Source organism: Bradyrhizobium roseum (assembly GCF_030413175.1).
Classification (GTDB): Bacteria; Pseudomonadota; Alphaproteobacteria; order Rhizobiales; family Xanthobacteraceae; genus Bradyrhizobium; species Bradyrhizobium roseum.
Genome location: NZ_CP129212.1, coordinates 3,113,952 through 3,139,078 on the forward strand (window position 1 = coordinate 3,113,952; position 25,127 = coordinate 3,139,078).

General features: G+C 59.4%; 15 protein-coding genes and 2 pseudogenes. 10 read left to right on the forward strand and 7 right to left on the reverse strand.

Going from position 1 to position 25,127, the window contains the following annotated elements:
* The first annotated feature begins 119 nt into the window (after positions 1-119).
* From QUH67_RS14725 to QUH67_RS14735, 3 genes and pseudogenes are all read left to right on the forward strand, one after another.
* Positions 120-1,070 (forward strand): DUF4365 domain-containing protein, encoded by a 951-nt coding sequence (locus QUH67_RS14725; protein WP_300947402.1) that lies wholly within the window; start codon positions 120-122, stop codon positions 1,068-1,070.
* 622 nt (positions 1,071-1,692) lie between these two features.
* Positions 1,693-2,988, forward strand: coding sequence for a restriction endonuclease (locus QUH67_RS14730; protein ID WP_300947403.1), 1,296 nt, complete (start codon positions 1,693-1,695; stop codon positions 2,986-2,988).
* Positions 2,989-4,102: 1,114 nt separating this feature from the next.
* Positions 4,103-6,090: pseudogene (locus tag QUH67_RS14735) on the forward strand (ParB/RepB/Spo0J family partition protein).
* A 171-nt stretch (positions 6,091-6,261) separates the two neighbouring features.
* Here QUH67_RS14735 and QUH67_RS14740 read toward each other — a convergent pair.
* Positions 6,262-6,534, reverse strand: coding sequence for a hypothetical protein (locus QUH67_RS14740; RefSeq protein ID WP_300947404.1), 273 nt, complete (start codon positions 6,532-6,534; stop codon positions 6,262-6,264).
* Positions 6,535-6,799: 265 nt separating this feature from the next.
* Here QUH67_RS14740 and QUH67_RS14745 point away from each other — a divergent pair, with 265 nt between their 5' ends.
* From QUH67_RS14745 to QUH67_RS14765, 5 genes and pseudogenes are all read left to right on the forward strand, one after another.
* Positions 6,800-7,111: a DUF736 domain-containing protein gene (locus QUH67_RS14745; RefSeq protein WP_300947405.1), complete on the forward strand. Its 312-nt coding sequence runs from the start codon at positions 6,800-6,802 to the stop codon at positions 7,109-7,111.
* Between the two features lie 643 nt (positions 7,112-7,754).
* Entirely contained in the window at positions 7,755-8,078 is a 324-nt protein-coding gene (locus QUH67_RS14750) for a DUF736 domain-containing protein (protein WP_300947406.1), read from the forward strand.
* Between the two features lie 596 nt (positions 8,079-8,674).
* A pseudogene (locus QUH67_RS14755) lies at positions 8,675-9,763 on the forward strand (IS110 family RNA-guided transposase).
* Positions 9,764-10,265: 502 nt separating this feature from the next.
* A complete protein-coding gene (locus QUH67_RS14760; protein WP_300945523.1) occupies positions 10,266-11,330 on the forward strand; it encodes an IS110 family RNA-guided transposase in 1,065 nt (354 codons plus the stop codon).
* Positions 11,331-12,501: 1,171 nt separating this feature from the next.
* Positions 12,502-12,681, forward strand: a complete 180-nt coding sequence (locus QUH67_RS14765) for a helix-turn-helix domain-containing protein (RefSeq protein WP_300947407.1) — start codon at positions 12,502-12,504, stop codon at positions 12,679-12,681.
* Positions 12,682-12,810: 129 nt separating this feature from the next.
* Here QUH67_RS14765 and QUH67_RS14770 read toward each other — a convergent pair whose 3' ends face one another.
* The 3 genes from QUH67_RS14770 to QUH67_RS14780 form a co-directional block, all read right to left on the reverse strand.
* Positions 12,811-13,860, reverse strand: a complete 1,050-nt coding sequence (locus QUH67_RS14770) for a TIR domain-containing protein (protein WP_300947408.1) — start codon at positions 13,858-13,860, stop codon at positions 12,811-12,813.
* A complete protein-coding gene (locus tag QUH67_RS14775; RefSeq protein ID WP_300947409.1) occupies positions 13,844-14,278 on the reverse strand; it encodes a hypothetical protein in 435 nt (144 codons plus the stop codon). The genes QUH67_RS14770 and QUH67_RS14775 overlap by 17 nt, the downstream gene beginning before the upstream one ends.
* Positions 14,279-14,405: 127 nt before the next feature.
* The gene (locus QUH67_RS14780) at positions 14,406-15,260 is read right to left on the reverse strand and encodes a restriction endonuclease (RefSeq protein ID WP_300947410.1); all 855 of its coding nucleotides are present in this window, start codon (positions 15,258-15,260) and stop codon (positions 14,406-14,408) included.
* A gap of 102 nt (positions 15,261-15,362) precedes the next feature.
* On the opposite strand from QUH67_RS14780, the gene QUH67_RS14785 reads away from it, so the two are divergent.
* Positions 15,363-16,565: a toll/interleukin-1 receptor domain-containing protein gene (locus QUH67_RS14785; RefSeq protein WP_300947411.1), complete on the forward strand. Its 1,203-nt coding sequence runs from the start codon at positions 15,363-15,365 to the stop codon at positions 16,563-16,565.
* 97 nt (positions 16,566-16,662) lie between these two features.
* Here QUH67_RS14785 and QUH67_RS14790 read toward each other — a convergent pair whose 3' ends face one another.
* Positions 16,663-17,205 carry a hypothetical protein gene (locus tag QUH67_RS14790; protein WP_300947412.1) on the reverse strand — a complete coding sequence of 181 codons (543 nt, stop codon included), beginning with the start codon at positions 17,203-17,205 and terminating at the stop codon, positions 16,663-16,665.
* A 489-nt stretch (positions 17,206-17,694) separates the two neighbouring features.
* Here QUH67_RS14790 and QUH67_RS14795 point away from each other — a divergent pair, with 489 nt between their 5' ends.
* Positions 17,695-19,455 (forward strand): UvrD-helicase domain-containing protein, encoded by a 1,761-nt coding sequence (locus QUH67_RS14795; RefSeq protein WP_300947413.1) that lies wholly within the window; start codon positions 17,695-17,697, stop codon positions 19,453-19,455.
* Between the two features lie 143 nt (positions 19,456-19,598).
* On the opposite strand, the gene QUH67_RS14800 is transcribed toward QUH67_RS14795, so the two are convergent.
* Both QUH67_RS14800 and QUH67_RS14805 read right to left on the reverse strand, forming a co-directional pair.
* Complete coding sequence (locus QUH67_RS14800; RefSeq protein ID WP_300947414.1) at positions 19,599-23,222, reverse strand: AAA family ATPase; 3,624 nt, start codon at positions 23,220-23,222, stop codon at positions 19,599-19,601.
* Positions 23,209-25,017: a hypothetical protein gene (locus QUH67_RS14805; protein WP_300947415.1), complete on the reverse strand. Its 1,809-nt coding sequence runs from the start codon at positions 25,015-25,017 to the stop codon at positions 23,209-23,211. The genes QUH67_RS14800 and QUH67_RS14805 overlap by 14 nt, the downstream gene beginning before the upstream one ends.
* Between the last annotated feature and the right edge of the window lie 110 nt (positions 25,018-25,127).

A 25,127-nucleotide genomic window follows, 5' to 3' on the forward strand; every position in this document is an offset into this window, starting at 1 on the left:
AGAGACGTGCCGGAGGTCGCGCGCTTTGTGGAAAGAAGCTGGACAGCTCAAGGATCGTGACTAACCTGTAAAAATATCGGTTTGGTGGCGCGATAGCCCTCGGTCAAATGGTGAGTGCTGTGGACGAAGAGTATCCTGAATACGCGGTGACTGCTGAACTTGGAAATAAGGGGCGTCGTATGGTTGAAACGCAGGTGCACGAAGCGCTTGGCTGGCTATTTCGCGATGTTTCGAGGGACGATCTAGGAATCGATGGGCTTGTGGAAGTCGTTGATCCCAACCGAGAGTCGCGGGGGCGGACATTCGCCGTTCAGATCAAGTGCGGGCATTCCTTTTTTAGCGAGGAGACCTCCGAGGGGTACATCTATCGCGGCTCTTTTAATCACCTGAACTACTGGCTAGAGCACTCGCTGCCTGTGGTGCTTGTCCTTTGCAATCCAGATAGCCGGATCTGCTACTGGATACCCATCGAGCCTCAGTACGTTGAACGCCACCAGAAGGGGTGGTCTGTTGTGGTTCCAAAATCTAAGACACTTACCGTTGAGTGTAAGCATGACCTTATGAATGTTGTCGCGCGTCCACTCGCAGACGACGTAATTCCACTCGCGCTGTATCGACTTGTTATGGAGAAGTTTCCGGGCGTCAAAATCGCACAGGTTCTCGAAATACCGCGGGATTTCTACTATTTCACCGAGTTGGCGCGGCACGACGGCAAGATACTGCTGATCACTTATATCTACAAGCCGACACGCAAATTGGATGTGGCTGACCTCGACGAGGTGATTGAGGGGCGAGCACAGTGCATCACGGGCTGCGGATGGGATTCACACCCAATGTCCGAGGAAGTTAGGACCGTCATCTTTCTGGTCGCGCACACTGCCCGAGAGCTAGAACTTTCACCCGAGGTGAAAGCGTGGCTGGCCGAATCGAAGGATGTCGATTTGTACAGAGTGACGTGCAACTTTCGCTTCGGCGTTAGTCTGCACGAGGTGACGGATGATGGCGGTTTAGTGCAGCTCTACGACCAGAGAACGGGTGCGCCTGAGACGTTCGGTTGGAAAGCGTCGTGAGGCGATTAAACGCGCGGCTTCGGTATGTTTCGAAGGTTTGCTAGATGGGAGCTTAAATCATCCCGTACTTCTTAACTCCATCCGACTGAGTGCCGCTGGACATTGCAAGAGGTCGCACTCCGTATCCGATTTGATGCGGATTTCTAGTGTGCTCTTGAGACAGAGTCCGACGGCCGATAATATTATTGCGGTTTGTGCAGAAGCGTTCCGACGGTATCGGCGAAGCACTCCTCGCAGCGCTTAAACGGCCGTCGAAGATGACTACGCCGTCTAAAAAACCAGGTACACGTTGGAGGGACAGCATAGCGCCGACGCGGTCCCCGGGACCGAATACAGTCGCGCGACCGGTTAAGGCACCCCGGGGCGGCGACAGGCAGTGGGCTGGAACGGCAGCCCTTCGGCGAGTCCCTCCGGCGAGCGACACCGTGTATAAGCGTGAGGATCGAAGTTGGATGGCCTAGACGCCACGCGGCTGCAGGTGACCCTGGTGTGGAAGTTTTTGGTGTGACGAAGAAGTCCTTCGAGTTGATTCCCCTGCTTAGTTCGGTGGCGCGATGCTAAGAATGGCTTCGCCTATTTCGCATACTATGTCGGTCCGTCGCGCTATTGATCGAGCGAAACCATGACTGAATATTTTTCGTCGGTGTTTGAGAACAATGTCAATCCATTGCGCACTTTTGTGAACCGTGTGGACGAAATCGAACGCATCGCCTCTGGTTTTTTCCGACGTGGCGAGCGGGTTATCGCGGTTACAGGGGCACGGGGGCACGGACGAACGAGCCTCATTGAGAAATTTTCGCATGATTATAGAGGGCATTTCGCCGACACCCTGCGGCTCGGAGGAATGGACACTCGAGAGTTTTATGAAATGAAGCGCCGGGGTGCGCTGGAACGCAGTACGATTGTGAAAATTGGACAAGCGGATGGAGATCTCGCTAGGATCAGCACGCCAGAGTGCGACCCGATGCCAATCATCGTCTCGGGAAATCTTTTGCGCTTCTGTAAACGTGTTGCGAGGAATTTTTCTGCACGCTATCTCGTCCTCATAGACGGGTTTTTTGACGAGTCGGACTATTACCTAAGTGTTCTTCGCGAATTGCTGCCTAATTCGTGTTTTTTGATTGTGACGACCGACGATGAAAAGCTCGACAATGTTGACCACTTCATTAAGCTCGGTCCGCTCAATAGATTGCATTTTCGCGAGGCTGTTCTGCGGCATTTCGGGTTGGCGCTGGATCAATACGCTCTCGACTCCTTCTTTGAAGGAAATAAGGATTGGCTCGCCGAATGGGAAGAGAAAGCCTCGGCCTTGAAGGCTACTATGGGCCTCACAAGCGAGGTATTTCGAAAGAGCTTTTCAGGCGATACATTGCGTGCCCGCTTGACGATGATCTTTGAGCGTCGGCATTTACTGACCGATTTTTTCTACTCGGGCTTAATTGGACCGGACGGAAAGTCATTGGCGCGAAGGCGGGAAGGTGCCGTCCTTGCTCATGTCCTTGCTGCTGATGCAGCGCTTTTGCAAATGGCTGCGAAAGACCCAACGTCAATGCACTCGATGTCACCGCGTCAATTCGAGGAACTAGTCGCCCATGTTTTAGAGCGGCTAGGATATTCCGTCACGCTAACACCAGCGACCAGGGATGGTGGCCTAGATATATATGCCGCAAAAAATGACGATCTGGGTCAGTTTCTGTATCTAGTAGAATGCAAAAAGTTTGCGCCCGATAGGCCCGTAGGTGTGCAACTCGTGAGATCCCTCTACGGGACGTTAGAGCATACGAAAGCGACCGCTGGAATTTTGGTGACAACGTCATCGTTCACGCGCGATGCGAAGTCTTTCCAAAAGGAGATCAAGGCGCGCCTCAGCTTACGAGATTATGTCGATCTTCAGAGTTGGCTAAACCAGTTGCGGTGATGTTGAGTGTGCAAGCGCGATCGGTGATGTATCTAAGGTGCAAAGGCTCGGTGCCCAAGAGCGGTTCCCGAAGGAGCGCGCCGAAAAGTAGATTTAGGTTCCCTAGGCAGATACTCGGCCTTTTGCGTCGTTTCCTTGTGCCGGTACTTCTAGGATTGAACGTCCACATACATCGTTGGGTTAAGCTGCTGTCCAATGACGACAGCAAGCCGGGCTGGCCCAGCATGGAACAAAGGCGCTCTCTTTGCCTTTGGCCAGCAATTGCCTGGTGCGTTTGCAGGCGCTCCTAGCCTCCCATGTGGCCCGTGACGGCTGATCTGGATGCGAAAGCCACCCTGTGCTTGGCTCGGCCACGCGAAACTGCAAAGTCGCGTGGGTCGCAAGTCCGGAGGAAGCGGCCTGTGGCAAAACCCGCATTCTGGTTTGCCTCGTCACTGGTCGTACTTTGACGTAGACCAGCTTCGCGATGCTTGGTTACATGCCGTTCGATCTGGGCGCGTGCGGCTATTGCCGCACGGGGCTCTTGTGAACCGAGCGCGTCGCGTTTCGGCCTTCGGCTTCGATCCTTCGCGCAAGAGATATTAATGTGTCGCTCGCCGGAGGCACCCCCACGAAGGGCTGCCGCTTCGCGGCACCGCTAGCACTGCCCGTCGCGCGGGTGCCTTGTTAACCGGTCTCGCGACTGCACTCGGTCCCGGGTCCCGCCGCGTCCCGCGTCGGCGCTATGCTGACCCTCCTGCGGGTGCCTCTTGTTCTCACCTGCGCTGGCTTCCTCAACATTCCGACACTTGAACTCAGGGGCTCCGCCCCTCGCGCGAGCCAGGGTAAAGCGCCGGCTATTGCCGGCGCCGGCCCGAACGGTATCCCCGGTCTTCCGCGCTTTTTCCACTCTGACGACTTGCAACTACAAAGGCGCACGCTTGTGCAGACCCGCTCTTCGAGCGGCCCTCGCGGGCGGGCGATCCCCCTCCGCTCGGGTCGCCCTGGCACTTGCTACCCCCTGGTCTCGCCGACGGGCAGGGGGGCAGGCGCGTGGTGCGCCTTGCACCCATGAAAGCAAAACGAAGAATGATCTTGTCGGCAAAGCTCGTTGAACAGGTGAAAATACGTTGAAATCACTGCCGCGAGCGGGACGGAGGTTCTGGTTCCGCTCAACAAGCCGAAGAAGTCACCAGACAATGCGCGCAAGACGCCGCACAGTGAGGCGGCCATCGAGGGCTATGCGGCGAGTATTGCCGCCAAGGGCATCCTGCAGAATCTGGTGGTTGAGCCGGAGTTGGATGGAGACGGAGCGGCCACGGAGTTCTATTTGGTGACCATCGGCGAGGGCAGGCGGCTTGCCCAGCTTTTGCGGGCGAAGCGGAAGGAGATCAAGAAAACCGAGCCGATCCGCTGCATCATCGACACCGCGAATGATCCCCATGAGATCAGCCTGGACGAGAACGTCACCCGGGAAAACATGCATCCCGCCGACCAGTTCGAGGCGTTCAGGAGGCTTGCGGAGGAGCGCGGCTTTGGTGCTGAAGAGATCGCCGCGCGCTTCGGGGTGACGCCGCATGTGGTGCGGCAACGGCTGCGGTTGGGGGCAGTTTCGCCCAGACTGATCGAGCTGTATCGCGAGGGCGATCTGACCCCTGAGCAGTTGATGGCCTTTGCCATTACCGACGATCAAGCCCGGCAAGAGGGCGTTTATGAGCGGCTGTCCTACGACCGCGATGCCAGCACCATCCGTCGTCTCCTCACAGAAACCCATGTCGCCGCAACGGATCGCCGCGCGCGGTTTGTCGGGCTCAAGGCCTATGTAGAGGCGGGCGGTACGATCCTGCGCGACCTCTGCACCGAGGATAGCGGCGGTTATCTCGAAGACGTGGCTTTGCTTGATCTCTTTGGTGACGGCACGGCTTGGTCGGGCGGCGGACGCGTTGCGGGCGGCTGAGGGGTGGAAATGGACCGAGCCCCATCTGGATTGCCGCAGGCCCACGGCATGCACCGCACCTATCCGCATCCGGTCGAGCTTTCGGTGGAAGACCGCTCCGCCCTTCATGCGCTCCAAACCAAGTTCGACTGGCTGACTGAACAGCATCAAACGGCGGACGAACTTCCCGATGAGGTGGATGCCCGGTTCGGTGAACTGGAGACCCAAATCGAGCAGCTGGAGGCGAAACGGCAGGCCTACGCGTCCGATGATGTCGCGCGCGGCGGTGCGTTCGTGGTCCTCAATCATGATGATTCGGTCAGGATCGAGCGCGGTTTCGTCCGCGCAGAGGACGATAAACCCCGTGCCGAAAACGGGCAGGAGGGCAACGGTCACGCCTCGGATGAGGAGGGTGGAGAACACGATCACGCCGGACGCGATGGAGAAGGAGAGGACGGAGAAAACAAGAATGAGGAGGAACAGCGGCTGTCCGATACGCTGGTTCGCGACCTCACTGCGCATCGCACCTTGGGACCGCGTCTCAATCTAAGTGAGCAGCCTGACGTCGCTATCGTGGCCGTCACCTACGCACTGGCCGCACAAATCTTCTATATCGGGCCAATGCCCGCGTCATTGGCATCCAGCCGGTCAAGACGGATTTGACCGTGCATGCGGTCGGGATCGAGGACACTCCGGCCGGCAAAGCGTGGTCGGATCGCCATGCCAATTGGGCGAGGCAAATGCCCCCGGGACGTTGCCAAGCTATGGGAGTTCGTGGTCGAACTGGACCACGACAGCCGCATGGCGCTGTTCGCGCATTGCGTGGCATTGACGGTCAATTCGGTCAAATTGGCATTTGACCTGCGACCGCGCGCGTTGGCGGCGGCGAGCCGTCTGGCCGAGGCCGTCGCCCTCGACATGACCGGATACTGGCGGCCGACGGTGCAGAGCTATGTCGGGCGCATCACCAAGGCGCGCATTCTGGACGCCGTCCGCAAAGGCGTTAGCTGGGGACGACCGAGCGCTTGTCGGGGATGAAAAAGACCGAGATGGCTGCCGCCGCCGCGCAGTTGCTGGCCGCAACTGATTGGTTGCCGCCGTTGCTGCGCACGCCAAAGACGGCGGATAATGCTGATGCGCCAGACACGGCGCAGCGCCATCAGTTCTGCTCGCAAGCAGCGGAATAAGAGTGAGCCGGGGCCGCAAAGACGACCTCGGCGCATCAGATTTTGCGGCCGCGCGCCTGACGGCGCGCGGCCGGTTTAGTTGAAACGACGCGGGCGGTGACGCGCGCTAGCCCGTCTCCAAATGCGGGCCACGGTCGGTTGATCTACGCCTTTTGCAGCGGCCTATGAGGCTCAGCCGCGCTTCCCTTTCTGGCCATGGCGAGGCGATCGAGTTGGGGACCGGATGGTGTCCAGACCTCGCATATCGAGAGCGTATTCGAGCGCATCGTCCCAGTCAGTGCCGCCGTTTCCCTCTTCGAGAATGTGGTGTGTGCGCTCTCGCTGCCCGGCGCTTTTTGACCCTGCCATGAGGTGCAGACGCCAATTTTTCTCTGATCGATCCGGCCGATTTCCGATGCTGTACTGGACGTTGGCAGCCAGGGCAATGACCGTCAGTTCGGTCAAGGGCTCGCGTCCAACGCATCCACGAATGGCTCATCTGGCCCGAGGGACGGCAAGAGCCTCGATCGCCTTCCCGCAACAGCTCACGCCTGCTTTTTTCCCCTGCCGCCAAGCGGCGGCATTCCTCGCGCGAGACAAAAAAGCAGGCGTTCGCCGTCCTCCGCTGCGCTGCGGGCCCAAGGGCTGCGGGCCGATCGCTCCCCCGGCCAAGGATCGCCATCGAGGCTGCCATAGGCGCGGCCCGAACAACAGACAGACGGAGATTACCATGGCGACCATCGGCACCTTCACCGCTTCGGACAACGGCTACACCGGCTCGATCAAGACCCTGACGCTGAACATCAAGGCCAAGTTCACGGCCTCCGAAAAGGACAAAGACAACGCTCCCGACTACCGGATTTTCGCAGGAGCGACCGAATTTGGCGCCGCCTGGAAGAAGACAGTTCGCGACAGCGATCGCGAATATTTCTCGGTCAAGCTGGACGATCCGAGCTTCCCCGCTCCGATCTACGCCTCGCTGGTCAAAGTCGAGGGCGAGGAGGGGTACACCCTAATCTGGTCGCGCCGCAGCGGCGACTGACGCCGGGGATCATCGGCCCCGCCTCTTCGGAGGCGAGGCCTTTTTGCGTTTACTGCGTCGCTTTCAAGAGAAGTAGAAGGGCGCGCAGCTACGGATGCGTTGCGCGACTCCGAGACCGTTCGAGGCTCTGCGTTGGAAGTGAATCGGGCTCCTGGGCGCGTTTTCGTTGGGGGCTTCGCGAGCTCAATCGCCATCTGTGAGGTCGACTAATCCTGCGGGCTTTGACTTGATGGCCGACAACAGGACCACGCCGCAAGATGCGAAACCAAGCCGCTCGCCAAGCCAAATAGCCCGGTCTGGATCGCGAGAAGATCGAGTTGTGAATTGCCTGCCAAGTCGCTGTGCACGCGCCGTTTACGCGGGTGAATGGGGTTCCGCGGAAGGCCTGGCTCCCACGTTTGGAGGTCACGATTCCCTACTCATAGCGCTACGACCTATGGCAGCCGTCCCCCATCCGAAACCCTCGCACGCTTCCTTTTTTCCCCGCCGGCAAGCCGGCTCCTCGCGGCCGCTTCGCTGCAAAAAAGGAGCGCGCTCGGGTGCGCCGCTGCGCTTCGCCCCAAGGGTTCGGATGGGGGCCGGCCGCCATCAGGGTCTCGCCATCGCAGGGCATCGGCCCTTGCGGCAACGAAGGAGACAGACCATGACCGCGATCGGATTCGTCACCCGCACGATGCACGGCGGCTTCAGAGGCCAGCTCAAATTCCTGCCAATCTGCGCTGATATCGACATCGTTCCGAACCGCGACAAGTCCGGTGATATTGCACCCGATTTCCGCATCTTCACTCAGGGGCTTGAGGTCGGATCCGGTCGGATTCTGCGCGGCGAAAGCCGAGGAAGAGATTACATCAGCCTGTCACTGGCGGCACCTGGTCTTGGGATCCGCAAGCTCTGCGCCAACCTTGGTCGAACGGTTGGGCTTAACGGCGACGGCAGCTTCTTCCTGATCTGGAATCCTGTCGATTAGATCAAAATGTTGGGCTCTCGCGCATCGCGCGGGAGCCCTTTTTCGTCTGCGGGACAGCAGGCTGGGAATATCGCCGATGGGTACGGGACAGCCCTCGACTGACTCCAAGTAGGGGGCGCAGGCGGGGCTGAGCAGCTTGCGAGACGTCCCATTTTGTTTGAAGAAATCTACTCGCTCGGAGTGAAATTGTGCCTTGAGACGGACGGTTGTTCGAAGATCTTTTCTCAACATTTCGAGACAGAAAATCGCTGCTCGGCATTGGAATTTGTGCCAATCGATGGACGGCTGAGAGGCTTCAATTGACGGCTTGGAAGCGTGCCGAGCGCTCGCTTTTTTCTACGAAGTTAGCGTGCTGATGTCATATGGGCGATGCCTTCGGTCCGCGCTCTACTCGTCGCTTCGCTTCTCACCGAGTCACCCTACGGTGTCTCGGCCCTGCGGGTAACGATCGCTATCGCAAAAGAGAGGAAAGCAAAAAAGCAGCGGAAGGGAGTGCCGCCCGTAATCGGTCTGCGCCGGGACTCGCGGCTGATGGCGTGGCTCGCCGGCTGAATATCCCCCACACTGCGCTGCCTCAGCAACGCGGGAGGCGTGCGATGGAATGGTTCTGTGGACTGGATGTCGGCATGGACGAGAGCGCGATTTGCGTGGTCGACGACAAGGGCTGTGTGGCGCTGCAGACGACGGTCTTGACCGATCCGGACGCGATCAAGGCGGCGCTCAAACCGTATCTTGGCCGCTTGCGGCGGCTCGGCCATGAGGCTGGATCGTTGTCGCCCTGGCTGCATCCGGAGCTCATCAAACTGGGCTTGCCGGCGGTGTGCCTCGAGACCCTTCACGTCCGCGCGGCGCTGAAAGCGCAGCGTAACAAGACCGACAAAACCGACGCGCTCGGCATCGCACATTTGATGCGCACGGGCTGGTTCCGCAAGGCGTATATCAAGAGCGAACCGTGCTACCGGCTGCGGTTGTTGTTGACCCACCGGCGCAATCTGAAGCGCAAGTTTCTGGACCTGGAGAACGCGGTCCGGCATTCGCTCAAGGCGTTCGGCATCCGTCTGAACCGGGTCGGGCGGGGCGGTTTGCGCAGGCCGTGCGCGACGCGGTGGCACAGGATGCACTGGTCGCCGAGCTGATCGACGCCATGCTGAACGCGCGCGCAGCGCTGTGGAAGGAGTACTGCCGGCTGCACAATTTGGTCGTGAAGCTGGTCGCCGGCCACGAGCTGTGCCGGCGCTTCATGCAGATTCCGGGCGTCGGCCCGATCGCGGCCTTGAGCTTCATGACCGCCATTGACGATCCTTCCCGATTTAGGCGCTCGCGCGATGTCGCGGCCTATTTTGGCCTGACCTCGCGGCGCTGGCAGTCCGGCTCCTCGATCGACGTCCAGGGCCGGATCAGCAAGGCCGGCGATGCCGATGTGCGGCGCGCCTTGTACGAGGCGGCGAGCGCGCTTCTGACCCGCTACAAGAAGAAGGACAAGGTCAAAAGCTGGGGGCTGGCGCTCGCCGAGCGCGCCTCCCATCGCAAGGCATCGGTAGCGGGTGGCGCGCAAACTGGCTGTCATCATGCACGCGATGTGGGTCGACGGCACCTTCTATTGCGGCGACCCGGACGCGTCCCAGGCCGATGTCAAGGCGCGCGCCGCCGCCAAGGAACGCAAGCTGCTGAGGGCTCACGCCTGACGCCCGCGGGAGGAATTTGAGAGCTCGATTACACGATCAACGCAACGCTTTGAACACGGAGCTCCGCCACTGGCGGAAGAGACCTGGTGCAGATCCACGACGACGGAACGCACGTTATCTTGCTTGTGGCCACGCCCCTTGTGGTGCGATTGGACCACGCGGCAGTGCCTGTGATGTGGCTCCGTCACACCGATGAAAACGGCGCCGCGACGGTTGCCAGCTGCCTTGCTGCAGCGATTTTTGGACCGTCGATGAGCGCGCAAGAGTGCACGGCGCACCCGGACTCTCGTATCTCGTGACGCTGCGTGGCGTCGATGCAAAGGTCTTGTCACAGCAGAGAGAGGAAGCGAAAATGGGTCAGATGAAGCAGGTCAGACGACCGATTAAGAGGGCTCTTCAAATCGGGCTTCGAGATACCGGTGCACGGGGATAGGAAGGTGGTGGCCGAATCCGGAGCCTGGTGCAACGACTTGGAAGGTCGTTGCCAAAAGGGAGAGCTCCGATGAAATTGTACGTTGGATTGGACGTCGGCCTTGAAGAAACCAGCGTTTGCATCGTCGATGGCGAAGGTCTCACAGTCCGCGAAGTCAAGGTCAGCACGGAGCCAGCGGCGATCCGCTCCGCTGTTGAGGGCTACGCGGATCGCCTCGATAGAGTAGGGGTCGAGGCGTCATCGCTGGGCATCTGGCTGTACCGTGAGTTGCAGCCCACTGGGGTGCCGATCGTTGTCGTGGAGGCACGCCACATGCGCGTTTCGCTATCGACGATGCGCAATAAGACCGACCGAAACGATGCACGCGGCATCGCGCAGATGATGCGGTTGGGCTGGTACCGCGCCGTGCATGTCAAGAATATCGACATGCAGAGAATGCGCACATTGTTGACCAACCGGAAGCTGTTGAAGCGCAAGCTGGTTGACCTCGAGAACCATGTTCGGGGCGCTTTGCGGGCCTATGGTTTGCTCGTCGGGGCCGTCGCCCGAGGGTCCTTTGAGGACCGCATCCGCGAGCTGATCGAGCACAGCGATCCGATTTTTGTGATGTCCATCCAGGTCATGCTCGACGTGCGCCGCGCCATCCTCGAAGGTTATGATCGGCTGCATCGCGTGCTGCTGCAGGTGGTCCAGCATGATCCTGTTTGCCGGCGTCTGATGACGGTTCCGGGCGTCGGTCCGGTGGTGGCGTTGTCATTCAAGGTTGGCGTCGATGACCCTCATCGTTTTACCCGCTCGCGTACGGTGGGCGCCCATTTTGGCCTGACGCCGAGGCGCCACCAGTCCGGTACATCGATCGACTTCGAAGGTCATATCAGTAAACAGGGCGACATCTCCGTGCGGGAGGCGCTCTGTGAGGCAGCTGCTAGTCTGCTGCTGCGGGTCAGAAAATGGTCGGCGTTGCGGGCGTGGGGTTTGCGAATTGCCAAGCGGTCGAGCATGCTGTGTGCGATTACGGCAGTAGCGCGAAAGCTCGCGGGCATTCTTCACCGGATGTGGGTCAGCGAGACCGACTTCCACGTCGGATTTGGTGCCAAGGTCACGCAACGGCTGCGCCTGAAGCCCGTGCAGTAACGACTGGAAAGACGAGCATAGGAAGGCCGCTGGGGCGACTCCCCAGCATGCTGAGGAGGGAAGGAAATTAGAGATCCGCGCGCGCGGTGAGCGTCCCCTGGCGGGGCCGCGAAACGGGGAATGTCCGCTATCTCTTGCCTGCTGCCGCCCTTCGGGGATGAGAGCGCTAAAGTGCTTGGACAGCCCTGTTTACCAACCTGATGAAGAGCATGCGACGGCCCTGGTGCTGAACGCGAAGGAACGCATGGACCCCGCCTGGTGAATGCCCGTCGCAAGCGCGGCTGTGGCGAGACTTGTGCGTGTAGATGGAGGGAAGCAGCGATGCTTGTTCTGCGAGAAGTCGAGAAAATCTGCAGGAGGGAGTTGACTTTGTCCGCCCGATTAGGAAGGCAAGATAAAAGCACTGGCGCCGAAGAGCGGCTAAGTGGTTGTCTGCACATCCAAGATTTGTTGCCATTGGTGCAACGCTTGTCGCCAACACGCGCCTAAGCCGCTCAATATTCTGCGCAAACTAGTCTGCAAGCTCGTTCGACCTGCCTCGTGGAATAGGAATGTGGACGAGAGACGAACAGTCCTTCTCGGCGTTTGATCGGGGTCGCCATTTGTTTGGGATGGAGGCACTCAGAGTTGCGCGAACCGTGCAATTGCTCGCTTTACCAGGTCCACGGAACGTTCAAGGCGATGAAGTAGAGCTTCCAATTCCGCGGGCGTAGCTTCTTCCATTCGGAGGTTGTCGTCGGCGACAGTCCGAGCAACTAGGCTGTCGACTTGTTCAGTTGCTGAGCCCGCGCCCGACGATGCTTCGACTTGTCCCGTCGGTGTTAGGACAATAGCGGTCTTCGATCGCCGAAGAATTGCCGATTCAGCTAGCGCGGCGGGTAGCTTCACCGCGCAGACGACCTCGCCGGTTTCGATAAGCCGATAGCCGGCGCTATATGACCGGTGAGCGAGGATATCGTCGCCGTCCTCTAAATCCAAGAACGCCTCTACTGATCCTGTCGAAAGGTTCACGTCATCCGCCCGTTGAGCCCTCATTCGCCTTTTGCGACGATAGCAATTTCCGAGGTCGAATGTAACTTAAAAGCGGTCGCCTTAAAGGCGTCAGTTTGGCCGATGTGTTCCTGTGAAACGGACACACAAAGGGCCCCTGCGAGACATCCTGGCGAAGAACATGCGTCGGCTTCGGGCTGCGCGTGGTCTGAGTCAGGAAGCGCTCGCGCATGAGAGTGGACTGAACAGGACCTATCTCAGCGGGGTGGAGCGTTCCGAAAGGAATGTGTCGATCGATAACGTGGCGCGGATTGCTAATGGCCTCGGGATCGAGCCTTGGAAGTTGCTTAAGGACGACTGAGCCTGATCCATTCGCCAAAGTGAAAAAAATTTTGGTTCAGGTCTATCGCGTCGAGAAGGATGAAGTTGATGCTGAGGTGAGTGACTGCGCCCCGAACGGATCGGGCGGGGCTGCATCTCCAAGGTTGGGTTAGCGGCCCGCCCGCAGAGCCGCCGTATCGATCCAGGCGCCGATGTTCTTATGGCCTTCCTCAGCAACGTAGTCATAGGTGGCCGTGACGTCGGAAATTAGTACCACAAAACCCACCTTCGGCGGGTTTGCCTGCATGTATTTCGGCAAAGATACGGGTGAGATGTACTTGCTGTACTTCTCCCACTGCCACTCCCAGGTAACCTGCCCATATTGCACGACCTGCCGCGCTACTCGTTCATAGAGGTAGTACGCGCCAGCCTGCTTCGGACACCCCACAGCCATGTAGTCAAGCGGGTTATCTCCGTGCGTATCTGGGGCTTGGCGCTGATGATGCCGCAGGCTGTTGAGGTGGACGGCCAGCAAGCCTTTCTTGTCGATAACAGAGCGTGCGATTTCGTACCTGACCCACGGCCGCACCCAAGTCTCGGTGCCTACCAGCACGCAGACCACGGAGGCGTGGGTCATGCCGGTCCGAATCAGGTTCTTGAGACCTTCCGGGTTCTTGCGCTGGACCGACTCCCACAGGCTGCGGTCGAAGAACTGCCGTTTGTCCTCACGGCCGGGGCAATTGATCTTCCAAGACTGGCGCACGTTGTTGACGCGCATGATGTCGGCGTAGTGGAAGGAGAAAAAGCCCTTCCGCTTGATCGTGGCCGGCGCGTACGTCGGTGCCGGCCTTGGAGGCGCCACAGGTGGTGCAACCAGGTCGGCGAGCCGGGGCAGGGGCCAACGAGGCGGCGCTGGCGGGGGGGCCGGGGCAGGGGTGAGAAAGGGCGCGAACGGGTTCGGCGTGGTCGAGGGCGTCGATAGCCCATAGGCGCCGAGCAGGCCCGATCCGGCATCGATGGAAGGTGACGACGGCGCGAAAGCGTTTACCAGGCCAGCCAGACCGTTTGACGGCGGCGGCGTTGGCGCAAGGAACGGTGAGAGGAGGCCCGAACCGAAAGGAGCAGTGAGACCCGAGCCGAACGCCGATTCCGTGGTCGGCGCCATCGGCTTGCCGAGCAGCGCATTCACCAGCTCATTCTTGTCATAGGAGCTTGTCATAGACCTGCCTTGCAATGCCTACCGCCACGACTGCTACGACTGCCAACGGCAGATAGAATCCCGCCACCGACCAGCTGAAGAAGGCAGGCCAATATGGCGAAACCGGGTTATTCCTGTTGCCCATGTCGAAGCCGGGCGGGGTGTCCCAGCCTTCTGCGGTGACTGCGTCGAATCGCTTCCGAAATCGGCGCTCGACCTGAAGGTAGCGCGCGTCCAGGAAGGCGAAGGCGAGGATCGGCACCAGCGTCAGCAAGGCGACGATGGGGCGCTGCAGGGTGATGGCGAAGCCGGCGATGGCGACCGAGATGGTGACGCAATAGTTCTTCAGGGTCGCGCACTGCGCCGCCATGCGCGTCACCACCCCCTGAAGCATCTCCAGTTGCTTCAGCCTCAGATCGGCGATTTTCTCCGGCGACAACGGCATCCGGGCAGGTTAGAACAGATGTGGAACATCGACAAGGCGGTTCCCGGCGCTATCCATTGGAATTTCAATGAGAAAGGGCCCCAGCTGGCAATTTGATGCGTCAAATTTCGGATGATTGTTCCTAAGGGCTCTTTTTTGCCAGCCTCACCAGCCACTCTTGAAGCTGTTTCCCGTTAACCAGTTCGAGTCGTGTCGGCATGAGCGCTGCGTACTTCGGATTCGTATAGATCTTTGGCGCGAAGTCTGAGGTGGTCGTGAGAATGCCTTTCGACGAATCTGGCTCCATCGCAAGTACGCCTACCAGTGCCCTTACATCATCGTGGCGCACCAAACGGCCAGGTCCGTATGCCTTCACCGAACCCAATATCTTTACAGTCCCGATACCTTTCCTTATCGCAATCACGTCTCGACCATCATCGCCCGAGCGTGGTGTCAGAATTACTTCATCATAGCCCTCCGCTTTGAAGGCGCCCGCGATGATTTCTTCCCATTTTTCCGGTGGGATTTCGTGCGCGTGATCCCAGTTTTTCTCCAGGTGCTTGACGATCGCTTGCCACGAGAGGGTTATTGTTTGAATGCTGAGGCCATCGGCGACAGTGGATTCGGGCACGATGAGCGCTGACATAACAAGCGTGGAAACCGGCTTCTCGGCGGCTTCTGCTTCAGGTTCAATTGTGCTCGCTGAACCATGATGAGGGACTTTAAGGAGAAACTCCCTTAATCCGGGATCGTAAACACCTTGTAGACCGTCTAGTACCCCTGTGGTTAGCAAGGCCGAAGGCTTGATGTCTGTATGAAGAGCGAAGCTTCCCTGCGTATGGATGTCTCGCGTTCGCTTGAGTAGTTGAACGGCCACCTCGCGGCGAATCTGCTCCGTTTTCGAAGTCCGACCAAAGCTCTCCACCAACTCTTCAAGCTGTCGAGCTAACTCTGGCGAGACATCGATGTTCAACCGAATTTTCGGCTTATCGGCCATAAATCGCGTTACCTAGAGTGCGGACGGGATCAAGCAAGATACCGTAATACCACTGTCCGCCGGCATCAAACGCGAAGAGCTTCTCCGCAAAGAGGTCTGCCCGTGATCAAATTTTCAATGGGGGACAAAGCGCTAGATCCCCGCAATCTCAAGGATGCTGTGATGGCATCAGTACTAGAGAGTATCCGCAATCAAATTCGCGAAAAGGTCGGCAACATTCGCGATCCAGACACAGGCGAATTCCCGACTATCGTCATTCGCGGCAACAGTCTTGACGACCTGAAAATCCAAGTCGAGGGCTCGCCAGCCCTTGTTGCGCTAGTCAACGCACGGCTGGGTCTCGAATCAGCGGGCGAACTTGGCGCGACGCCAGAGAGCCAGCCGCACGTCTTCATCAGTTATACATCCGAAGACATCGATATCGCGCAGCGTGTCGCGGAAGCGCTTCAGGGCGCTGGCATCGAAGTGTGGTGGGACAAGTGGTGCATCTCGTCCGGTGATAGCCTGCGGCAGAAAATCGACGAGGGAATTGGAGGCTGCACGCATTTTCTCGTCTTGCTCACACCACGTTCTATCAACAAGCCTTGGGTTAACCAGGAAATGGACGCGGGCCTCATTCGCAAGCTGAATGACCAATGCCGCTTTCTTCCCGTTCGTCACGAACTGCCGCCGTCCGAACTGCCGCCATTGCTTTCGGGTATTGCGTCCGCGTCGGTTGCGACCGATGCCGATGTTGCGCAGTTGATCAATGATATCTACGCACTGACGCGCAAACCGCCGCGAGGGCCCGCGCCCCCAGTCGTGCAAAACAGCAAGGCATCGCAGACCGTATATTCTGCTGCGGCCAACGCTATTGCGCGATACTTCGTGGAAAGATCTGAGAACGGGTTATTCGGCGACCCAATTTGCGAAGTCGATGAACTGGTCAAGGAAGTTGGGCTCAGTGTCGAAGATACCGAAGACGCCATCCACGAGCTCTCCGGTTTTCTCCGGCTTTCGACCGGTCACGTTCTGGTAGAAGGGGCGCTGTTTGCCGAGTTCGATCGCTACTGGAAGCCGTGGAATACGGCCGACGATGCACTTCGGTTGGCGGCGGACATCCTGAGCGACCCCAAGTTTCCCGATCCCTGCGAAGAAATCGCACAGCTGTATCAGTGGGAGCCGCGACGTCTGAACTCGACCGCCTATTATTTGTTGGAGAGGTCTCTCATTGTCGACTATCAGGGCATCGGTACAGCGCCGTGGGCCGTTTTCAGAATTGTCGGCAACCAAAACATGCGCCGTTTCGTGAAGAGCCGTCAGTGATGACAGGGCGTCACGATTGGGTAGTTGGAATTATTGTCTGCTAGGCAATTGACTGGCCGGAAAACCAGTAAGGCTCTCTAAATTAGTGTGGCGAAAGCTATGGAGAATTCAGGCAGAGGCGGCGAACCTCGGACCCTACCCGCTGCTGCAGATCGTCGGGATACCGGCCGTCCTTCTCAAAGGCGACCATATCGGCGCGCGTGAGCTTGGCCGCAAAATTGGTCGCGAAGCACTCGCACTGACTTGCCGCGCGGGCCGGCAGTTTTCCGTCGAAGCCGACCGTCTTGAGGGCTTCCGCTTTGCAGGCCTGTTCGAAGCCAGGGCGGACCACCTCGCTTTTGAAACGCTCCAGCTCGGCCTCTGAAAGCGCCGAGATGTTGAACGTCTTCGTCGACGGATACGCTGCCTTGTGCCAATCGAAATTGGCGTCCCACACATAATACGCGCCCATCACCGCGAGGACGAGGAAACCGAGCTGACCGATGAGGGGAACACAGGAGAAGAAGAGAACGGCGATAAGCGCACCAAACCAGGACCATCCCAAGAGGTGCATCACGGCGATGACGTTGAGTGGCAGCGACAGCAACGCGAAGACGCTGATCATCAGGCCGAACGTCGAGCCAAGCAGGCTGGTGATCACACCGAGAACCGCCTCACCAATACCTCGCCGTTTCGGCGGCGCAGGATATCGCAGCACGTCTTGCGTCGGTGAGCCTGCATAGGGGGGCGGCTCGGGTCGAGGTGCCGGCGCCGGTCGAGGCGTGACGGGCGCCGGCGTCGGTGTGACAGGACGGGGCTGTTGCGGTGCGGGCGCTGGCCGTGGAGCTGGTGCGGGCGCTGGTGGCGAGACCGGGCGCGCCGGCTGCGGGCTGGGAGGTGCGTCCTTCTCCACCTCAGGGTAAAGCGGCTCAAAGGGGGCCGGCGTAGGAGCTGCGGGCGGCGGCGTTCGGGGCCTTGCGGGAGGCGGGGCCCTTGGCGGGGCCGGCTCATCGCAAACATGCTGCTGGTCGCCCTCAAAGGCTACCCACTTGCCGTGCGGCATTTGCCGCAGGTTAATCCTGCGCCCGCAATGCCTGCACAGTCTGGTGTAACTGGACATCGCTCCCCTGCTCAGCCGGGAGTACCACCGATGGTAGCAGCGCTTCAAGTTGTTGTGATAATATGTAGGGCTGCTGCAGGGAGGCATTTCTCGGTGTCGCGCCAATATGCGAGTTGGTCGATTGCGCAACTCGAAGAGGAATTTGAACGCGCCCAAGATGGCGGTGACAGAGCGGTAATAGAAAGAGTGGTCAACGAACTCGGCTTCCGCACCACCGCGAAGGCTCGTTCGCTGCTTCAGGCAGCGCAAAGATTCTTGGGCGTTTCCGAGCAGCCGCGCAGCGAACCGCGGGGCGCGCCGAAAACGCCACCGAACGCAAAGACGGGCCCAGCGCCAAAGCCACCTCCCGCTGCGAAGGGCAAGCCATCGCGCAAGCCGACAGCGGAGCAGCAGCAAGCCATTGATCAGTTTCAGCGCGGCGGCTCGGTGAAGATCAACGCCTACGCGGGTACCGGCAAGACCTCGACACTCGAATTCTTGGCGCACAGCACATCCAGGCGCGGTCAATACATCGCGTTCAACCGCGACATTGTCCGCGATGCCAAAGAGAAATTCCCCAACACCGTGAACTGCTCGACCAGCCACGGTCTCGCCTTTAGGGCGACGTCGTCAGCCTACCGAAGCAACTCGGAGAAGATGACCGGGAAGGTCAACGCCAATCAGCTTGCCGAGATGCTGAACCTGAAGCGGTGGAACGTCGACGGCCGGCACGTCCTGCAGCCGAGGTCGCAGGGATATCTCATCCTTGATACGCTCCGCCGCTACATGCAGAGCGCCGACGCCGAACTAGGCGCGCATCACGTTCCCCGGCACGGCTCACTGCTCGCGGCCCCCGGCGCCACGATGCGGGCCGTGACCGAGTTCGCCCTCCACGGCGCAAAGCACGTGTGGGGCCGCATGAGGGGTGAAACCGATCCCATGCCGCTCGGCCACGACGGCTACTTGAAATTGTGGGCCCTCAGCAATCCTGCGATTGCCGCCGATTTTATTCTCCTCGACGAGGCGCAAGACACCAACCCGGTTGTGCTGGACGTGCTCCGGAAGCAACCTGCCCAGATGATCTACGTGGGCGACAAGTACCAGCAAATCTACGAGTGGCGCGGCGCTGTGAACGCGATGGAGAAGATCGAGACCCAGGGGGAGACCTACCTCACCACCTCGTTCCGCTTCGGCCCTGCCATCGCGGAATGGGCCTCGAAGCTTCTGGCTCTTCTCGGCGAAAAGCGTCCGCTCAGGGGGAACGTGGCGGTCATGAGCCGGGTCGGAAGCGTTGAGCCGCAGACCATCCTGGCGCGCACCAATGCCTCCACCATTTCGGCAATCATCGAGTGCCTGGATGAAGGCAAGAAACCCCACCTGGTCGGCGGCACCGATGAGGTGATGGACATGCTGCGCGGCGTACAGGATCTCAAGGAAGGCAAGCAGAGCACTGTCCCAGATTTCTTCGGGTTCGACAAATGGAAGCAGGTTGTTGAATTCGCCAAGAGCGGCGAGGGAGACCACCTGTTGTCATTCGTCAACCTGGTCGAAGCGCGCGGCGAGCGTCAACTGATGTGGGCCCTCAACCGAACCGTTGACGAAGAGCGAAGCGACCTGACCATCTCGACCGCCCACAAAGCAAAGGGTCGCGAATGGAGCACTGTCCGGCTCATGGATGATTTTCTGCGCAGTCAGCCGGGAAAGCCGAACACCAGCCCCGATCCGGCCGAGGTACGGCTTTTCTACGTTGCCCTTACGCGCGCAAAGGAAGCCGTTGAGCTCCCGTCGGTTGTCTTGTCGTTGATCAGATGATTGTAAACACCAGCATCGACTGTTCACTTGGGCCCTTCCCATCGAATTTTTCTGCTTGCTCGTGTCTGGAATCCCGTCATTTAGCTGGATTGTTCCCTGGCGCTACGATCTGACAAAGCCATCTCGTCCGCTCGTTTTACAATTCAGGAACCGACTCGCTCGATGAGTGGGCCGTCTTCGCCAATGGCGCGGAAACGGTAGAAGCGAACGCTGTTCTGCAAATAGTTGAATTTCTGGCGCGCGAGCTGGAAGAGCTTTTCGTCGCACGTCGAGATTATGAATTGTCGAGCGCCGAAGTCTGACTTGAGCAAACCCATGATCAGATCCAGCAGTGCGTACGTATTCAGATCGTCGAAATGCGTGACGGGATCATCGAGAAAGACCGGTGCCAAGGATGACCAGTTCTGACCGCTGCAAGCCGTGAGAAAGAGCCCGAGCTGCAGCGTCTGCTTTTGCGATTCGCTGAAATAGTCGACGGGCCGCAGATCGACGCCGTGCCGCTTAACCGTGACAGAAATCTCGGACCTGCGACTACTGATCTCGACGTCGTCGAAGCCGTAGACTGATCGAAGCCGACGCTGAATGACTGAGGTCCTCGGGCCGTACTGGCGCGTGAAGTTGGCGATGGCTGCAGCCTGTTCGTCGGATAAAATCTTCTCGATCGCAGCGAAGTAATCACGCCAGGGTTTTCGAGCGGCACGCGACGCCTTCTTCTCGGCGATGAGCTTTTCTTTCTCCGCTACGCCTGCTTCAAGCCGAGCAAGCGCGGCCGCCGTCGTCGCAGCATCGAGGCCGATTTCGGCACTTGCAACACGTTGGAGCAGGGCGCGCAGGCGGGCAAGCGCTTGGGTTTCGTCTCCCAGCTTGCTGATTAATTCCTGCTCGTCGGAATCTTCCGGTAAATCGGCATTGGCAAGTCGCGCAATGATCGCCTTCCTTGCCTGCTCGTTCTCGTTTGCGCGCCTGCGAAGGACCGGGAGTTCGCCTGCAAGCTCGGCGAGAGCGCGTGACTCCGCATCGAGCAGCCCCTGTAGCCTTGTCTGTTCCTGTGTTGAGGCATCGTGAGATTTGCGAAGCTCATCGAGCTGCCCCGAGCGACCTCGTTCCGCTTCATTCAATTCGTCATCGCTCGAATCCAACGTCACGCCACTCAAGCGCGGGTCGCTACGTAATGTCGTGAGCTCCTTGCGGATTCGCTCCAGCTCCGAAATCACCGCAGTCCTCGTCGACTCCTGCTGTGAAATCGACTTGGTGAGCGCGTCAACGGCACCCTTTGCCGCATCAGCAGCATCCGCAACCAACTTCACGGCAGAATTGCTATCTTCGATCTCCTTGCGTGCTTCGGTGGAGTTGGCCGCGATCTGTCGGGTCAATGCAGCCAGACCTGCAGATGCATCCAGACCGAGGCCATTTGCAGCGCTCGCCCAGAGATTAATCTCGCGATCACGTGCGATGCGATCGTTCGCGAGTTGGCCTAACTGCGCTTGGGTGGACTTTTGCGCCTCACGATTTCCTGCGAGCTGGCGGGTGATTTCCTGGATACGCTGCCGCAGCCCGGCAAGTTCGGTGCGTGCCGTTCCCGCGCTGTCGAGCGTCATCTGCTCCTGAATGTGACGGACCAGCGCATCCTGGCTACCGTGATCGACGCCGCACAGCGGGCAGTTGCCGTCCGTGATATGGTTTTGCAGCTGGGAAAGCAATCGTCGAAGCTCGGATTGGCTGCGATCGGCATCAGCGATCACCCGCTCGAGCGCTGCCTGCGGCGGAGCATTCGAATCCAGTTGCGCTTGAAGCGTGGGCTCCGCCGCGCGCAACTCCAGCAAGGTCTCGTTCTGAGCGGCCTCCTGTTGCCTAATTTCGGCGAGGCGGTCGGCGCTTGACTTCCAGGGGCCCAAGGCCGCGCGGAGTGCTTCCAGATCGGCGGAACGTTTTCTCGCCGCAGCCTGCCGTTCAACGGACATCTCAAGCTGATTGGATTTTTGCTGCAGATCGGCCGAGGCGGTTGCTAACCGGTTGCGATCTACGGCGATTTCGTCGGTCGCCCGATTGAGGCGCTCGGATTGGACGTTGAGCGAGTTGAGCGCGGTCGCGTAGCCCGGGCGTTGATCACGCACCCATTTGAGATTGTCGAGCGCCGATTGAGCCTGCCCGATCTGGGGCGCGATCTCTGCAACGCGCTTGCGGGCCGCGTCGAGTTGCTGCTGGACGGACGCTTTCGTTTGCTCGGCGGTCGCCCTGCGGGCATCGCCCGCTGCGAGCTGCGCCCGCAGGTCCTTCCCTTCCTGGACGAGAGGGGGCAGCCGAACCACTTCTTTCGCAAGCTCGGAAAGAAGGGCGATCCTGCCGTCGCTTTCAGCAATGCGGGCCTCCAGCGTTGCCCGCCAGCCACGCACCGCCGTGGCATCGGCTGCACCGGCGCCCGCGTCGACGCCGATATCTTTCAACGCGGCGCGCAAGTTGCGCAACTCGGCATTGAGTGCGCCAATGTTCGACTTGTCCTTGATGGTGCGACGAAGTCCGTCGAGCTCGGACTTGTCCGTCTTCAAGGAAGCCGTGGTATCCGATATCTCGGAGGAAAGCGCATCGAGGCTGTTCTTGAGTATCGCTACGATGCTGGCGGACTTTTTCAACGCGTTCTCATAATCCTCGAACGCCAGCATGCGCGAGACAATGTCGCGCGGCAGGGTGCAATGATCCTTGAAACTCTGCGTCAGAGCCTGATTGTCTTGGCTGAACAGGTGAGACGCACGAAACAAGTTGATGAGATTGTCGATTCGCTCGGCGACGGCCTCTCCACTCTTGGTCAGTTGCTTGAGGATGGGCTTTCGGTCGGTCGGCGATCCATCCAGCAATGCATGCGTTGGGTCGGCTACTGTCCGGTCGATCGTGTGCAATCTCCCATCTGATCGATACGTCAAGGTGACCCGGGCATCTTCCGGCTTGCTGTCGAGATGGGCGGCGACCTCGCGGAAGCGGTCGGTATCGGTAATCTTGAGGCGACCGATCGATCCAGTGATGCCGAAGTCGATGGCGTCGAAGAACGAGGTCTTGCCGAACCCGTTGGGTCCAAAGAGCACGGTAATCTCGCTGCCGATATCGAACGTCATCGGAGAGCGATATGCTCGGAAGTTCTCGATCGTGACAGATTCGAGTAACACGGGCGCGCTAGTTGGTTCGCCGGAAGCGGCGGACAACGTTGCCACGCGCGTCGGTGCTTTTGGACTTCCATACTCGTTGACAAGACAGGCTTCGACGATCCGTTCGGCGCTCCGTTCGTGCTGAACCACGATTTGCCGGGCCAGCGTCGTTGGGACCCCGGACTGTTGAAGGAATGTTTGGGCCGATGCCGGACGAAGGGCCGGGCCGTCAAGTTGCGTCAATGGAAGGAAGGGCAGCCGCGCCAGCGCATTCCCGACTTGCTCAGTGAGCGGCACCACGAACTTGCGGCAAAAATAGACGTCGGTTTCGATGTTCGATGCGAGCTGGTCGAGCTTGTCAGTGTCTGTCGCTATGCAGAGCACGTAGGACAGATCGTATTGATCCCATTCCTTCGATCGCTCGGCCTCGACCTTGAACGCCTCGTAAGTTTCTTCGAATGTTATGCGTGGGTCGGAACCCGCAAAGGCAAAGGCCGCGACGACCCGATCGGTTTGCAGGATGATGACCGGGACGCCTGTTCCTGCCTGCAACACCGACAGGGTGCCTCCCGGCACCCGACCGAGGCACGCCTTCACTGCTTCCGCGTGACCTTCGTTAAGCGCCGACATGGGCAGCTACTTTTTGTGAGAGTTCCTCAACGGTGGTCGCATCGTTGAAGGCGGCTATCAATCCTTGATAGTCTACGTGGATGATCGCACTTTCGGGATCGGTGATCTTGCGCTCATCACCGAGCTTCGGCACGGTGGTTTGAAGGATGCTGCCAGACCGGCGTTTGCGCGGCAGGTTGTCACGATCGCGCGTGACCAGGATCGCCTGCCGGCGAGTATTCGGCGTGAATTGGGTTTGGGCGTATTTGTGGCATTGGTCATGTGTCTTGCCCCGTACGGCGAGCAGGTCGAGTGTCTTTCCGCCGATCGACACCGTGGCATGTCCGGCATCCGGATTGCCTGCCGTGACCCCGCCGCACACGCCGAACAAATCGAGCGTATTCACTACGTGACCAAGGGCGCCGCGTTCATCGGCGTCCCACGCATCGGCGTCGTCTTCGAAAGCGGCGCGGCTGTTTGCGTCGCGCGCGGTGGCCAACTTAATCACCCGGTTGCAGGAGGGTGCGGAGAGCGCGCGCAACTCCTGAATCGACGTCGCATGAGCAGCGTCGGCGCGGGCGCCGAGGTCGCCCGCAGGCTGCACGTCGCTGAGGCTTGTTATGTCGTCGAGCTCATCGTTGATCCATTTTACGCAGGCCGGGACCATGTTGGATGGTGTGCGTGGATCGGGGGGAGCGGCCAGCGGGTAGACGAACGGTCGATCGACTGCGAACGAGCGGTGTGCTGCTCCAGCAATGACGGTGTCAGGGTTGATCTGGACGAACGAATGAATGCATGCGCCTTTCTCACGGAAATACGTATCGCGGAAGGCATTCAACAGCGGATTGCCTCTGAAGCGTGGACCGCCCCTCGCGACCGTAGGCCTTGAAGTGGCTTCCTGAAACAACGTTTGCGGTGAAAAAACCACGCTGGTGCCGCCGTAGAGTTCGGATCGTCCGGGGACGGGCTTCCCTGCGCTGTTGGCGAACACGAGGCATGTGCGGTCTCGCCGGACGTTCGGCACGATTGTTCCATCGAAGAAGGAATCTACCTGGCTCATGAAGGTTGGATGAGAGGGGCGCGGGTTGTACTGGATAACGAACATCCATGAAAGCGCCAGCTCGCCTTCGCCGGCTTGGATGCCGAGATCATCGAGGGCCCATCGCCATGACCGCTTGGCGCCGATCGTGGCGATCCAGTCGAAACAGACCAGCGAGGAAAAGCGGTACCTCAGGCCATTCGACAAATTCCCCTTGAAGGAAAAGATCGATTTGCCCCGATACATATTCTGGTAGCTGATGTCTTGCTCTTCCCAAGCTGGCCAAAGCTTGGGCTGCAACCAGCGCTCGACCGTACCATCTGCGGCCTTCGTCCAGGTGATCGCGCAATTGATCCATTCGTCGGCGCCGATGCTGCCCAGCCCGTTATGCACGGTGTCGGAGTGGCTACCGGCGCGACCCGCCAGACTTGCGAAATCGTGCTTCGAGAGCGCATCCACTCCGCCGATGACGATCGTTCCGGTGGGCCACTGCTGGTCCGCGAGCGTGGAGTCGATCAGGTCAACCCCATCCAAGCCGGGGATGCTGTATTCCGGGAAGATCGTGAAATGTGTTTTCCCGGCGTGATGCGGCGCGGCTCGCGAGACGGTCAGCGTGGCTGTCAAATTGGCCAAGAGCTCGGCTTTGCAGGCCGGGACAGTCCTGAACGGTTCCTGCTGCGTCAATGTCAGATGAGGTTGGGCAATCACTATGCCCACGCGATCGTGCGGCAGCAGGATGCCCCGCTCTGTCAGGTCTACGCGCTCGATGTGGATCATGCCGGAACGAACTTGCAGGAAGGCGTCGAAGTCTTGGACTCCGACTTGGGTTGCACCACGCGAATTGCCGCCCCTTAGGAAGGGTGTGGCCGCCGCCCCTACAACTTATA

Coding starts and splice junctions, on each gene's coding strand:
- QUH67_RS14730 (WP_300947403.1), top strand. CDS start 1,693: ATGACTGAATATTTTTCGTCGGTGTTTGAGAACAATGTCAATCCATTG.
- QUH67_RS14745 (WP_300947405.1), top strand. CDS start 6,800: ATGGCGACCATCGGCACCTTCACCGCTTCGGACAACGGCTACACCGGC.
- QUH67_RS14750 (WP_300947406.1), top strand. CDS start 7,755: ATGACCGCGATCGGATTCGTCACCCGCACGATGCACGGCGGCTTCAGA.
- QUH67_RS14760 (WP_300945523.1), top strand. CDS start 10,266: ATGAAATTGTACGTTGGATTGGACGTCGGCCTTGAAGAAACCAGCGTT.
- QUH67_RS14765 (WP_300947407.1), top strand. CDS start 12,502: ATGCGTCGGCTTCGGGCTGCGCGTGGTCTGAGTCAGGAAGCGCTCGCG.
- QUH67_RS14770 (WP_300947408.1), bottom strand. CDS start 13,860: ATGACAAGCTCCTATGACAAGAATGAGCTGGTGAATGCGCTGCTCGGC.
- QUH67_RS14780 (WP_300947410.1), bottom strand. CDS start 15,260: ATGGCCGATAAGCCGAAAATTCGGTTGAACATCGATGTCTCGCCAGAG.
- QUH67_RS14795 (WP_300947413.1), top strand. CDS start 17,695: ATGGTAGCAGCGCTTCAAGTTGTTGTGATAATATGTAGGGCTGCTGCA.
- QUH67_RS14800 (WP_300947414.1), bottom strand. CDS start 23,222: ATGTCGGCGCTTAACGAAGGTCACGCGGAAGCAGTGAAGGCGTGCCTC.
- QUH67_RS14805 (WP_300947415.1), bottom strand. CDS start 25,017: ATGATCCACATCGAGCGCGTAGACCTGACAGAGCGGGGCATCCTGCTG.